This window comes from Microcoleus sp. Pol12B4 (genome assembly GCF_036701385.1).
Classification (GTDB): domain Bacteria; phylum Cyanobacteriota; class Cyanobacteriia; order Cyanobacteriales; family Microcoleaceae; genus Microcoleus.
The window spans coordinates 1-13,672 of sequence record NZ_JAUBQR010000180.1; the positions used below are offsets into that span (position 1 = coordinate 1).

12 protein-coding genes and 1 tRNA gene are annotated in these 13,672 nt (G+C 45.6%); 10 read left to right on the top strand and 3 right to left on the bottom strand.

Features of this window, described 5'->3' with window-relative positions:
* The 4 genes from QUA38_RS21585 to QUA38_RS21600 all read left to right on the top strand — a co-directional run.
* A partial coding sequence (locus QUA38_RS21585) for a helix-hairpin-helix domain-containing protein (protein ID WP_333165385.1) occupies window positions 1-606 on the top strand: 606 nt, incomplete at its 5' end.
* A 162-nt stretch (window positions 607-768) separates the two neighbouring features.
* Window positions 769-839, top strand: a tRNA-Gly gene (locus QUA38_RS21590).
* Between the two features lie 332 nt (window positions 840-1,171).
* Window positions 1,172-1,888: an actin-binding WH2 domain-containing protein gene (locus QUA38_RS21595; protein ID WP_333165387.1), complete on the top strand. Its 717-nt coding sequence runs from the start codon at window positions 1,172-1,174 to the stop codon at window positions 1,886-1,888.
* Window positions 1,889-1,917: 29 nt separating this feature from the next.
* The gene (locus QUA38_RS21600; RefSeq protein ID WP_333165389.1) at window positions 1,918-2,628 is read left to right on the top strand and encodes a hypothetical protein; all 711 of its coding nucleotides are present in this window, start codon (window positions 1,918-1,920) and stop codon (window positions 2,626-2,628) included.
* Between the two features lie 193 nt (window positions 2,629-2,821).
* Here QUA38_RS21600 and mutS read toward each other — a convergent pair whose 3' ends face one another.
* A complete protein-coding gene (mutS, locus tag QUA38_RS21605) occupies window positions 2,822-5,446 on the bottom strand; it encodes a DNA mismatch repair protein MutS (RefSeq protein WP_333165391.1) in 2,625 nt (874 codons plus the stop codon).
* A gap of 747 nt (window positions 5,447-6,193) precedes the next feature.
* On the opposite strand from mutS, the gene QUA38_RS21610 reads away from it, so the two are divergent.
* The 5 genes from QUA38_RS21610 to QUA38_RS21630 all read left to right on the top strand — a co-directional run bounded on the left by QUA38_RS21610 (window position 6,194) and on the right by QUA38_RS21630 (window position 10,329).
* Complete coding sequence (locus QUA38_RS21610) at window positions 6,194-7,360, top strand: zinc-dependent alcohol dehydrogenase (protein WP_333165393.1); 1,167 nt, start codon at window positions 6,194-6,196, stop codon at window positions 7,358-7,360.
* A 27-nt stretch (window positions 7,361-7,387) separates the two neighbouring features.
* On the top strand, window positions 7,388-7,597 hold the full coding sequence (locus QUA38_RS21615) for an acetyltransferase (protein WP_333165396.1): 210 nt from the start codon (window positions 7,388-7,390) through the stop codon (window positions 7,595-7,597).
* A gap of 368 nt (window positions 7,598-7,965) precedes the next feature.
* On the top strand, window positions 7,966-8,820 hold the full coding sequence (locus QUA38_RS21620; RefSeq protein ID WP_333165399.1) for a manganese catalase family protein: 855 nt from the start codon (window positions 7,966-7,968) through the stop codon (window positions 8,818-8,820).
* Window positions 8,821-9,048: 228 nt separating this feature from the next.
* Window positions 9,049-9,729, top strand: a complete 681-nt coding sequence (locus QUA38_RS21625) for an HAD family hydrolase (RefSeq protein ID WP_333165401.1) — start codon at window positions 9,049-9,051, stop codon at window positions 9,727-9,729.
* 216 nt (window positions 9,730-9,945) lie between these two features.
* Entirely contained in the window at window positions 9,946-10,329 is a 384-nt protein-coding gene (locus QUA38_RS21630; protein WP_333165404.1) for a nuclear transport factor 2 family protein, read from the top strand.
* 145 nt (window positions 10,330-10,474) lie between these two features.
* Here QUA38_RS21630 and QUA38_RS21635 read toward each other — a convergent pair whose 3' ends face one another.
* Both QUA38_RS21635 and QUA38_RS21640 read right to left on the bottom strand, forming a co-directional pair.
* Window positions 10,475-11,635 carry an AAA family ATPase gene (locus QUA38_RS21635; RefSeq protein WP_333165406.1) on the bottom strand — a complete coding sequence of 387 codons (1,161 nt, stop codon included), beginning with the start codon at window positions 11,633-11,635 and terminating at the stop codon, window positions 10,475-10,477.
* 15 nt (window positions 11,636-11,650) lie between these two features.
* Window positions 11,651-12,442: an RNA ligase family protein gene (locus tag QUA38_RS21640; protein ID WP_333165409.1), complete on the bottom strand. Its 792-nt coding sequence runs from the start codon at window positions 12,440-12,442 to the stop codon at window positions 11,651-11,653.
* 135 nt (window positions 12,443-12,577) lie between these two features.
* Here QUA38_RS21640 and QUA38_RS21645 point away from each other — a divergent pair, with 135 nt between their 5' ends.
* Window positions 12,578-13,447: a prohibitin family protein gene (locus QUA38_RS21645; RefSeq protein ID WP_333165411.1), complete on the top strand. Its 870-nt coding sequence runs from the start codon at window positions 12,578-12,580 to the stop codon at window positions 13,445-13,447.
* Window positions 13,448-13,672: the final 225 nt, after the last annotated feature.

Sequence of the window (13,672 nt, forward strand, 5' to 3'; positions counted from 1 at the left end):
CCTGAAATTAAATCGGGTCATTCTGATGATTTTGCTAGTTTAGCAGAAGTTATCGGTCGCCGATTCCGAGGATTGAAGGAAGAAGAAACAGGCAAAATGGAAGATGGATTTAGCGATTTAGAAGAATCGGCAGAAATCAGCAATTTATCCTCGGTTTCTCATACTATTTCCGACAAACCCGACTTAATTATGATAGATGGCGGCAAAGGTCAACTCTCAGCAGTTGTGGCTGTTTTGCGAGAGATGAATTTGTTAGAAGAGTTGCGGGTTGTCAGTTTGGCAAAGCAGCGAGAGGAGATATTTTTGCCGGGGGAATCTTTGCCGCTGCAAACTAATTCTGAGCAACCGGGCGTACAATTATTGCGCCGGGTGCGGGATGAGGCCCACAGATTTGCTGTGAGTTTTCACCGCGATCGCAGAAGCGAGAGAATGAAGCGATCGCGCCTTGATGAAATTCCCGGATTGGGACACCACCGACAAAAACAATTGTTGGCGCATTTTCGGTCGATCGATTACCTCCGTTTAGCGACTCCCGAACAGTTGGCAGAAGTTTCTGGGATTGGCCCGCGTCTGGCGCAGCAAATTTACGATTATTTCCACCCGTAAAGTCTTATGCAGCATGGGAGACGGGGATTTTTGGGGCGAGGGGGCGATCGGCGCGCAAGTCCCGATTCAGCCCCGATTCAGCCTGTGTGAGGGAGGTCTTCAAAATTTTTGAACAGATCTCTTGCAATTCCCAGAGGCTTGTGGTATGTTTAGTTTCTGTGCGCGGGCATAGTTTAGTGGTAAAACTTTAGCCTTCCAAGCTAACTATGCGGGTTCGATTCCCGCTGCCCGCTTGCGCCTACAAAAACCTCAAACCAACGAAAAATCAACGGTTTGAGGTTTTTTATTGCCCAGAATATGGGTGAGTCGGGGCTCAAAGTGACTATCAAATGACTCTCAAATAACTACGAAATGACTATCAAATGACCTTTTTGGATACAATTTGGAGGCAATGTGACTAGAATTTGACTAGAAATATGCAGCCCATAGTCAATAGCGGTAAGGTACGCGGCAGAAGAACACCCAACCTAATTAGGTTCTGTGTAAGTCCTGTATCTGCAAGAATAATTGGTTAACATAGAGTGCCCTGATTTGACAAGATTGCCGAGCGCACTCAGCTTGAGTTATGACTGATTCGGAGTCGCATCAGTCACAAGGAGAGCCCGTGAAATATTTTTCAGTAGTAATGTATTTGCTGCGGGAACGGCAACAGTTTCTCGAAGAAATTCGCCAAGGTGTCAAGCTCAAATCTAAAATTTTCGGTTTGTTGATTTCTAGTACCGTATTTTTTGGCATTTACGGAGCGATATTAGGTGCATCGAGTACGTGGATGCAATGTCTAGTTTCAGCAATTAAGTTGCCAGCACTTTACTTGCTGACGCTGATTATCTGCTTTCCCACACTGTACTTTTTTAATGTCATGTTTGGTTCAAAACGAACTTTTGAACAGTATTTAACATTGTTGATGACAGCGATGGCGATGATTAGCGTTTTGCTATTTGGATTTGCACCGGTAAGTCTGTTTTTTCTCCTAAGCAGTACCAATTACAATTTTTATTTGGTGTTGAATGTTGCTATTATGGCAATCACAGGATTTTTGGGCGTAAGTTTCATTTATCAAGGAATGCACTTTCTGTCCGAACAAGATGCCGAAGGCAAAGATATCAGGCTAAATATTTTGCGCTTTTGGTTGGGACTCTATGCGTTTGTTGGCACTCAGTTGGGATGGACGCTAAGACCGTTTTTTGGGTCGTCGGGAATGGCTTTTGAACTCTTCCGAGACCGAGAAAGCAATTTTTATATGAGTCTGTGGCAATCAATTATGTCTCTGGGAGGATCGTAATTAATCCCACTTAAAGGAGATTTTGAAGAGTGATACAAGCGGATTTGGAACAGTTAAAAATTTCTGAGAAGGAGTTGGAGGATTTGAGCGGAATAGCTTTGAGCGACGGTTTTGCAGCGGATTTTTACCGACCTGCTGCACTCCGGGACGGCAAAAAGCTGTTTTCTCTTTTGGTGAATGAGTTGCTGATATTTTGCGTCACATTAGTTGTTTCGCTGCCTGTTGCTTTACTGGCTAATAAACATAATGTTGGTTTATTTAGCGATTCAGAGATATTTGTCCGTGTTTTACAACTAACTTTTGGTTTGTCGCTAGCGATTACTGTTGCTTGGAATGTCTATAAATGGGTTAAGGCAAAACCTTTGGTAACGCTGGCGGGCCTGCTGGATGAAGTTGAGAAGTATCATGAGGTGATTCAGGCTTTAGATATTATCGATCGCCTAACGGCTGCTGGTAATTTACAAGCCAATTTAATTAACCGAAGAGATGCAATTGAGGCCTTAAAAATTACTAGAGAAAGTTTAGTCTGTGCTTTGAAAACAGAGAGAATTCTCAGGGATAATCAGCAATTTATCGGCCGCCGTTACGAGTTATTTGCTAATATTGAAAGTAATTTGGCTGCTTTGATGGCGGTGGATGTGAGCGATCGGGCGACTGAATACGCGCGGTTGCTGAATGAAGCTTTGGAAATTGGGATGAGTGTACACAAAGAGGTAAAAAAGTTGCAAAATGGGCGTTAGAGTTGCTGGAGAGTTCGTGGTTTATAGTAAAAATAGTAACTGAGATATTGCACCATGCTCAAGAACAGGCATCCTGCCTGTTCCACAAAATTAAATTTTCTTGTGGGGTGGACATCCTGCCTGCCCCTGAAAGGCTTATTGAAAATGGTGCAATATAGAAGTTACTAATTTTTTTTTTGCACGGGAATTTTCACTACTCAAAAATATCCAACTGTTCGCCCTCCAACTCTTTTTTGCCATTTTTTTTAACACCTTTCCGCAGCCCGATCGCAATTTTGCTATGTTTCTCAATCTGCTTCATCACCTGTCTCGCCCTGTCAATCACCGACGGCGGTAAACCCGCTAATCTGCCCGCTTCAATTCCGTAAGATTTGTCAGCACCTCCCGGCTGAACTTGGTGCAAAAATACGATTTGATCCGGCAACTCTTTCACTGTCACTTGATAATTGGCGACATTATCCAAAATAGAAGCTAACTCATTTAACTCGTGATAGTGAGTCGCAAAAATTGTCCGCGCCCGAATCTCATTTGCTAAATATTCTGCCACAGACCAAGCAATCGACAGTCCGTCAAACGTCGCCGTTCCCCTGCCAATTTCATCTAGCAAAACCAATGATTGCGGCGTCGCGTGATTGAGAATATTTGCAGTTTCGTTCATTTCCACCATAAACGTAGACTGACCGGTTGCCAAATCATCGACGGCGCCGACGCGGGTAAAAATGCGATCGCAAATTCCCAAACTCGCAGCTTTCGCCGGCACATAACTGCCCATCTGCGCCATTAACTGGATCAAACCCACCTGCCGCAAGTAGCAGCTTTTGCCGCTAGCATTCGGCCCGGTTAAAATAATTAAATCTGGGCGGTTTAGCGATTCTTCCCGACCCAAAAAAGCCGAATTAGGTACAAAAAATCCCGGCGGCAAAGACTTTTCCACGACAGGATGACAACCTTCAATAATTTTAATTTCCCGACTTTCTGTCATAGTCGGGCGGCAGTAATTCTGGTACACTGCTACTTCTGCCAAACCGCACAAAACATCCGCCGCCGCCACCGCGCGGGAAACGTTGCGAATAATTTCGGCGTGTTCTCCTACCTCCGATCGCACTTTAGCAAAAATATCGTATTCCAATTGATTTAAATCTTCCCGCGCTGTCAGAATTCGCACTTCCCTTTCTTTTAATTCTTCAGTGCTATAACGTTCTTCATTGGTGAGAGTTTGCTTGCGGGTGTAGTCCTTCGGCACTTGGTCTACTTTCGATTTGGTAATGCTGATGTAATAGCCGAAAGCTTTATTGTAGCCTACTTTTAAATTAGAAATTCCGGTGCGCTTTCTCTCAGTTGCTTCTAAATTGGCAATCCATTCTTGGTCGGCTGATGCAGTTTGCCGCATTTCATCTAGCATGGGATTGATTCCCGATCGAATCAAACCTCCTTCTTTTAAATGAATCGGCGGTTCATCTACTAAATGATCGTGAATTTTACTTGCTAATTCTTCTAAAATTGGCGGTACATTTTGCAGCGCTTTCAAATAGGGCGAGCGCCCTTGGGCTGCGATCGAAGCTAATTCCGGCAGTTTGCCCAGAGAATCAGCTAAAGCGACCAAATCCCGCGCGCTAGCTGTTCCAGAACCGGCGCGGCCTGTCAGTCTTTCGATGTCGTAAATTTGGCGCAGCAACTGCTGAAAATCTTGGCGCAGACCGTTATTTTCTACTAATTCTTGAATCGTGTCGTGTCGGGCGCAAATGCCTTTAATGTTGAGCAAAGGTTGCAGCACCCAGCGGCGCAAAGCGCGGCCTCCCATTGCGGTGCTGGTTTTATCTATCGCCCACAGCAGCGAACCGTGAAAAACTCCATCTCTCACTGTTTGAGTGATTTCGAGATTGCGGCGGGTTTGGTAGTCGAGGATGAGAAAATCGGTGAGAGTGTAAGTGTGCAATCTTTGCAAAGAAACTGCTTTTTCCTTTTGAGTTTCTTCGATATATTGCAGCAAACCGCCGGCGGCGCGCACTGCGAGGGGCAAATGGCCGCATCCCATACCTTCAAGCGATCGCACTTTGAACTTTTGCAGGATTCTCTGTTTTGCTTCGGGCAAAGTAAACGGAATTTGCGATCGCAAAGAATAGCAAAACGAATTCGGCAAACAATCGGGCAAATGCTCGGATTTCTCTCCGGGCCTCAACATAGTCACCAAATCCGGCGCATTAGTCGGTACCAAGACTTCCGAAGGTTGCAAGCGCAGTAATTCGAGGGTTAATTGTTCTAAAGTATCTGCTTGGGTAGTGACGAATTCCCCCGTAGAAATATCTGTATAAGCCAATCCCCAATGTTCCCCCGCTATCACAATTGCGGCTAAAAAATTATTTTGCCGGGGTTTGAGCATTCCATCATCAGTCAAAGTTCCAGGAGTGAGAATGCGGGTAATTTCTCGCTTGACTTGGCGGCCTTCTTTAGCAGCAATCGAGGCGTCTTCAACTTGGTCACAAACTACTACAGCATACCCTTTTTCTACTAACATTGAAGTGTAGCGGTCTAGGGCGTGGTGCGGCACTCCTGTCATCGGTACTCTGCCAATTTCTTTGCCGCTTTCTTTACTCGTACAAACAAGTTCTAATTCCCGCGAAATCGTAACTGCATCTTGGAAAAAACACTCAAAAAAATCTCCTACCCGAAACAATAAAAGTGCGTGGGGATACTGTTCTTTCACTTCCACATACCGCTGCATCATCGGCGTTAGCTTGGTGAATTCTAGTAGGCGGTGGTCGGCATTGCGGATGTTGGGTTGAGTGGGGTCTGTTGGGGTAGATGCAGTGTAAGGCATAAAAGGCGATCGATAAATTTTAATCTTTAACAACTTTAGCGCAAGCTCGGCTTTTAGCTCTAACTAATATACAATATTTGACGATTATTTCTCCTTAAGCAGGGTGCGTGATTCTCAAGATTTGGGCGGAGTGTTGAGCTATACAAAAGTCACACACCCTACTTAATAATCGATAAACCCGCTTGTACTTGAGAATTTTTTGGTCGCTTTTTATCTAATGTGAGCTAAAGTCTCGGAGATAGTGAGATTAAGTGAGAAGTGTTTATTTATTGTGAGAGAAGAGCGCTCGGCGATCGACAAAAACAATCTCAGCTATGTAGTAGTTAGCTGTTATAGCAGATGTTGAAGGAAGAAATAAAAAGGAAAAAGGAAAAAGGAAAAAGGCTTTAGTTATCTATGAGAGAAGGAAGAAGGCTTTAGTTATCTAGGAGAGAAGGAAGAAGCAATCTTAGGCAACGGTTTCAGCAATTAAGAACGTTATAACCGTCGGGTGCGGTTGCTATAACTGTTGGGGCTTAACAGAAGAATGTGAAATCTCCCGCACTTTAGCTGGAGGATAAGCTTTACATTTTTATTATTGAAAACAGCCGGAAGATAGATTTATGAATTATACCTCCGATAGAGATAAAATTTATTTTATCGGGTTAAAGTAAAAATTATCCAAGTAAGTAATTTATCAGCGTAGTAAGTTTAAGATTTAAAAGCAAAAATTTGCTAGCTAGTAGTTAACTAGAGGAGAACGAAATAATGAAAGCTCTTTGCTGGCACGGAGCAAATGATGTGCGAGTTGATAATGTACCAGACCCAACAATTATCAACCCGCGCGATGCGATAGTTAAAATCACGTCTACAGCTATCTGCGGCTCAGATTTACACCTCTACGATGGCTTCATCCCGACAATGCAATCGGGCGACATCATGGGGCACGAATTCATGGGGGAAGTAGTCGAACTCGGCAGCCAAGTCAAGAACTTAAAAAAGGGCGATCGCGTCGTCATTCCTTTTACTATTTCTTGCGGCAGTTGCTTCTTTTGCAACCGCGATTTGTGGTCGCTGTGCGACAACTCCAACCCCAATGCTGGGCTGGCTGAAAAAATGTTCGGTCATTCCCCAGCGGGACTGTTTGGCTACTCACATTTAACGGGCGGCTATGCAGGAGGCCAAGCAGAATACGCGCGGGTTCCGTTTGCAGATGTCGGCCCTTTAAAAATTCCCGACGGACTTTCAGACGAACAAGTATTGTTCCTCACCGATATCTTTCCTACCGGTTATATGGCGGCCGAAAACTGCGACATTCAGCCGGGGGATACTGTAGCAGTTTGGGGATGCGGGCCGGTCGGACAATTTGCGATCAGAAGCGCGTTTATGCTGGGGGCCGAGCGAGTAATTGCGATCGACCGCATACCGGAACGCTTGCAAATGGCGGCTGCGGCGAAAGCTGAAATCATCAATTACGAAGAAATGGACGCCGGGGAAGCCGTCACCGAAATGACAGGGGGACGCGGACCCGACTCTTGCATCGACGCGGTGGGAATGGAAGCCCACGGCACCGGTCTCGACGCTTTGTACGACAAAGCCAAGCAAGCCGTGCGGTTGGAGAGCGATCGACCTACGGCCCTGCGACAAGTAATCCTCGCGTGTCGCAAGGGTGGCACAGTGTCAATTCCCGGCGTTTACGGCGGCTTCGTTGACAAAGTGCCATTAGGTGCAGCTTTCAACAAAGGCTTGACCATGAAAATGGGACAGACGCACGTTCACCGCTATTTGCGGCCTTTGCTCGATCGCGTTCAAAAAGGCGAAATTGACCCGTCCTTCGTAATTACGCACCGAATGAAATTGGATGAAGCGCCCCACGGCTACGACATTTTCAAAAACAAAAAAGACAACTGCATCAAAGTTGTCCTCAAACCCTAACTCGCATTTACCCTTCACGGAAAAACTATGCTTTTACAAGAAAAAGAATCAGGCGACTTGATAGAAATCCTCGATGTAGATGCTTTAATCAGCCCTACAAAACAAGAAGTGCCGGGAAAAAATCAAGCTGGTCAAGAAGAGCAAGAGAAAGCAACTTTTCCAAAAAGTAATTTACTCTTTCCTTCCGGTGAAGCTCTGCCGCGCTGCTGGACTGAGGAAAATTATCAAACTCATTGATTCAACTGCTTCTTCCAATCCCCCTTAACAATGAGGATTGGAAGGTAAGGGATGGACACAGCACATAAGTGTCCGCTCAACCCGAAAAACCGCTCTCCGATAGGGTTTAAAACCCCTGCTGGAGGGCGGTTTTGACGTGTTTTTTGACAGCCGGAGGATACAGCGCTGTGTTTGTTTAAATAGAATGTAAGATCGACTAAATTTAATAGAGTCTTTAGTTCGCGGGCGCGAGAAACCGCATTAAACTAAAGTGATAAAGATAACAGGCTGTGATTGAATTTCTTTATGACTAAAAGCTGATTCCCCTCCATCGGTGGCAGCGTTACAAATAATGAAACTTGTTCAAAACACCCTGGGAGGACTTCCCCATGTTTTACCATAAGAAGCCACTACAGTATTACAAAAGACCAGAAAAGCCAGATGCCGTTTACGCCAAGAAAATACAAGAACTAATTGGCGGTACATTTGGCGAAATGACTGTGATGATGCAGTACCTATTTCAAGGTTGGAACTGCCGAGGTCCTGCCAAATATCGCGATATGCTGCTTGATGTCGGTACAGAAGAAATCGGGCATATCGAGATGCTAGCAACTATGATTGCTCACTTGTTAGATAAAGCTCCTGTATCTATGCAAGAAGATGGTTTCAAGGATGCTGTGGTGGGTGCTGTGATGGGTGGAAACAGCCCGCGAGATGCGATCGCCAGCAGCATGAATCCGCAGCACGCAATTGTATCTGGTTTGGGCGCACTTCCTAGCGACAGCGTAGGGTATCCCTGGAACGGCCGTTATATCGTTGCTAGCGGCAATCTTTTAGCAGATTTTCGCTCCAATTTGCACGCCGAATCGCAAGGAAGATTGCAGGCTGTGCGGATGTATGAAATGTCAGACGATCCGGGCGTGAAAGACACCCTGAGTTTTATGATCGCCCGCGACACGATGCACCAAAATTTGTGGCTGGCGGCGATCGAAGATTTAGAAAGTTCGGGAATGGAAACAACACCCGTTCCGAGTTCCTTCCCGCAGGAGTTGGAAAAGTCAGAATTTGCTTATCAGTTTTGGAATCATTCTGAAGGTTCCGAAAGTAGCGAGGGACGCTGGGCGAAAGGCAAATCAATGGACGGCAAGGGCGAGTTTGAATATGTAGCCAATCCCCAACCGTTAGGGCCAGAACCACTACCCCCGCTGCCAGAACCAAAATTGCACGGCACTGGCATGAAATAGCCAATCAAAAAGTTAGTAGTCGAGTTCTATGTCCCCGATTGAGTAATTAAGTAATGAAGGACTAAAGTGCTTACTCCTAACCTAACAAAAACTAAAGTTCTTACTAGAAACCAAAGGTTTTTAGTAAGAACTTTACTCGTAGATTTACTAATTAATTAGTTAAGGACTTTAGTCTTTACTACAAACCAAGTTTTGGCAAAAACTCTAATAACAAAGAGCAAATAAGTTATGGCATTGCAAGCAGTAATTCTCGATATTGACGGTACTCTGACGCTCAGCAATGACGCCCACGCTCAAGCTTGGGTAGAGGCATTTGCGGCTTACGGCTACGAGGTGCCGTTCGAGAAAATTCGCCCGCTAATTGGCATGGGAGGCGACAAAGTTATACCCAAAATGGTATCAGGACTTTCCGACGAAGCAGGCGACGGGAAAAAGATTGCACAGCGGCGCAAAGAACTGATTATTAACCGCTTTGCTCCCGAACTTTCTCCAACCCCCGGTTCGCGGGATTTGCTGTTAAAAATGCAGAAAGAAGGATTGCGGCTAATTATTGCTACTTCAGCTACTACTGAAGAACTTTCCGGTTTGCTGAAAGCTGCACAAGTTGACGATTTATTGGATCAAGCGGCGACATCGAGTGATGCAGAAGCTTCTAAACCGGAACCGGATATTGTGGAAGCTGCTTTGAGCAAATTGCAGATGGAAGCGAGTCAGACTGTGATGTTAGCTGATACTCCTTACGATATCGAAGCTGCGGGCAAGTGCGGGGTGCCAGTAATTGCTTTTCGGTGCGGAGGTTTCGATGATGCTTCGCTGGCAAATGCTGCGGCAATTTACGATCACCCTGCTGATTTGTTGGCGCATTATGACGATTCTATTTTAGGGAAAAAGGAATTAGGGCGTTGCTGAATACAGGTATGAATTCAAGTTTTCGGAATGGCTATAAGCCAAGTAGGGTGGGTTTTGTAACATCAAGCGAAAAGTTGATTCATACGATGAATCAGCAACGCCAATATTTCTTTTGAATTTCTAGCGCTTTGTCTAGCAATGTCTAGATGGGCGAATCACCTAAACTCTGTACACTAAATTATTAGTCCTTACTGCATCTCTTTCACCATACCTTTTATGTCAGATCAACCTGCAGCAGAAATCGAACTGCTCCGTGCGGCGTACGCAGCCTTTAACGCGCGAGATATTGACGCTGCCCTTGCCCTCATGACTCCGGACGTGGCTTGGCCGAAAGCGTTCAAAGGTGGTTTTGTCCGTGGGCCTGAAGAAGTTCGCGCTTACTGGACGGAGCAATGGAGCGAAATCAATCCGCACGTCGAGCCTGTTTCCTTTTACTCGGAGGAGGTCGGGCGCATTTTGGTCGATGTGCATCAGGTCGTGCGTGACTTGGCTGGAGCTGTTCTTGCCGATGAGCACGTGGGTCATCGATTCACCCTTGAACACAGCTTGATTCAAGCTATGGAAGTTTGTCCACTTCCATCGTCCACCCCTAATGCCTAACCACGCGCTCCAGCTAACAGGCAAAAGTAGCGGACTCCGAGGGCTTGTCGCAATTGGGAAATTTTGAATTCATAGCTGTATTCAGCAACGCCGGAATTAGTAGCGCGTTGAAGTAATACGGGCGCTAGCGGGTGGATTGCCACTATTAAGCGCGATCGCTCACAATCCACTCTACCTGATGGGCTTCTGTGCGATCGGGAATATCCAGCCGCGCAGCTAATTTGCGAATGACTGCTTCCGGTACTGTTGCTGTGCGCGATCGATTCCGGTGCAATATTTCTTCTAGAGGTACTTCTAGATAAACAATGCGAATCCGCGCTTGGTAAGCAGCAAAAAAATTAATTAGCTGTTGCCGCATTTGTTTAGCGGTATTCGTGGCGTTCCACACAAAAGAGCGCCCCTCATTCATGTATTCGCGCGCTCTTTGTTTGGCGGCTGTGACCACATTTCCAGGGGTTTCGTCGGGAGGGACATTCATCTCTTTTCGCAGTGCATCCAGCGAGATTACTGGCAAATCTGGGAAATTTTTCCGAATCCAATAATCTTTACCGGTTCCTGGCAAGCCAGACATCAAAATTACTTCGCATTTAGTGTCGTCAAATGCTTCGTAATCCGGGTTTCCATTCTCTTTGCGGAAGTAGATAAATCTGCTGTGTGCGGATGGAAATTGTCGGGGAGAATCTAAACAATTATTTTCTTGACAAAACTCCCGAAATAGTTCTATTTTATCGAGCAATTCTTGTCTGTCGCCACACTGTCGGCCGCGCACGTCTGCTTCGGCTAAAAGTGCGAGGAAATCGCAGCGGACAACTTGACTGACTTTAATTACCGACTGCTGCGGGTTGGGTTTGTCGATCAGCCAGATGGGTAAACTGCCGAATTGGACGATCGCCACAACTGTTTCGCGAATGTCAAACTGCACAGGCGGGTCGAAGTTAGATAAAATTTGTCTGACCATCCTCGCACCTTGGCGGGCGTGACCTTTTGAGCTAATTCTGCCGTCGGCTTCTATTTTTGTAAAGGCTGGTTTGGCGACATCGTGCAGCAAAGCGGCGGCAAAAAGTATCGATCGTTCTTTTTCGGGAAGTTGCCGCCAATTCGGGGAAGATATTAATGCTTCGCAGACCATTCTGGTATGAATTAAAACGTCTCCTTCGGCGTGATAAATCGGGTCTTGCTGACATCCTTTTAAGTTTTGAATCCAATCGAAATGATTTTGAATGCTGTCCCAATCCAGAAACCAATCGGGGGGTTCGGGACAAAAGGGAAAAGTCCAAGTTGCCAATGGCGATAACAGTGCATTCATAAATTCACCTGCTGGTTAACTAAAATTAAATAAATTCACATCTGGCCGCAGAATATTGGGTATAATGGGGCGATTTAGCCAATGTCCTTCGGCATTTTTAATAGCCGTCAAAAAGCTGGCACGCACGTATTTGTAACGCGCCTTTACTATGCCATCTTCTTCGACTTTAATGTACAGACCCTCCATGTGATCGCTCTTGTCAGTCTCTTTCAAGCATCGTTCTTCATCTAACCCCAATTCCCGACTGTACAAACGCAAGCGTTCTAAATGTCCGGGTTGAATAAAATTAGATTTTTCCATAAACTGCATCATGTGCTTGGGAGATTTCAGCACTCCCGAAAACAGCACGGGAACGGACACTAACGGCAGTCCTGTTAACAACTTGCGGCGGGATTCTGTACTCAGAAATTGACTGGTTTCTAAGTCCAGCACGTCGTATTCCATAAAATAGTGTGGCAAAAAATCATAAAAAACAGTGTGTTTCGCATAAAGCCATTCGCCGTAAAGAATGTAGCGATTTCCCAGCACTTCTCCCAGCGCCCCGCTGAGACTGAAAGCCCACTGTTTGAATAAGTTAAAATGTTTTTCCCTCGGCCCGCCGGTGAGATAGTAGCCGCGACTTTGCAGCAGCATTTGTCCATCTGGTGCGAAGCTGATGCCTGTATTAGCGCCGTCTACCTTTTCTTCAATCACTGTCGGGCGATCGCTCAGGGCGCTAAATGGCACGCTGTCGAGGTCTTCATCACCTGGTTGGAAACGCGAACCTTCGATGTGATAAGTTCTAGGATATTTAACAATTTTGAGCATCAGCCAATCCCTTTTACATTTTAGATTTGAGAGGCGACCCCATCCAATTTTAATTTTAATTTTAGATTTTAGACTTTAGAGGCGACCCAATCTATTTAACCATTATAATGGAATGAGCACAAAGGAGCGTGTAAGTTGAAAACTCAAAATTTCCAGAGCATATCATCAGCAATCGCTGGGGTTCTATTAGTAGGCGCGCTACTCATCGGTTTAAACTCTTTTGTCGTCATTAATCCAGGCGAAGCAGGGGTAGTCAGTGTTTTAGGAAAAGCCACAGATGGAGCATTGTTAGAGGGGTTTCACCTCAGACCCCCGCTAATATCCAAGGTAGATGTGTACGATGTAACAGTGCAAAAATTTGAAGTTCCCGCCCAGAGTGCTACTAAAGACCTTCAGGATTTAAATGCTAGTTTTGCGATCAATTTTCGCCTCGATCCTGAGAGAATAGTTGATGTCCGAAGGACTCAAGGCACTTTGGAGAATATAGTCTCAAAAATTATTGCTCCTCAGACGCAAGAAGCATTTAAAACAGCGGCTGCACTGAGAACTGCCGAACAATCTATTACTCAAAGAAGTGAACTGAAGCGAGACTTTGATACTGCGCTGAAGGAAAGGCTATCAAAGTATGATGTAATCGTACTCGATACGAGCGTTGTTAACATTCGATTCTCGACAGATTTTGCGAAAGCGGTTGAGGAGAAACAGGTTGCTGAACAGCGGGCGCAAAGGGCTGTTTATGTGGCTCAGGAAGCAGAGCAGCAGGCTCAAGCTGACATTAACCGCGCTCAAGGTAGGGCGGAAGCTCAAAGACTTTTGGCGGAAACTTTGAAGGCTCAAGGCGGCGATTTAGTGCTGCAAAAAGAGGCGATCGAAGCTTGGAGAAGCGGCGGCGCTCAGATGCCAAAAGTGCTGGTTATGGGATCGGGTTCGAGTCGGGTTCCTTTCATTTTTAATATGAGCGATATTCAGGAAGAACCAGAGCACCCGCAAGTGACCAACAATTAAAATATGACAGAGGGTAACAAACCCCGTGTCTCCGAAAATATGGGCTTTGCTAACCAGAAATCTCGCAAGAAACCGGGTTTCCTCCGAAAGCGCACATAAGTCCTATGAGAGTTGCGGGAATATGCTACACTTCTGAAAGCCACAATATAACGACAGTTTGAAACCTGTCGCTATAAAAGCGAAGTCCGCAATTAACACGCAGGCAACACACTCATTTTAGGAAGC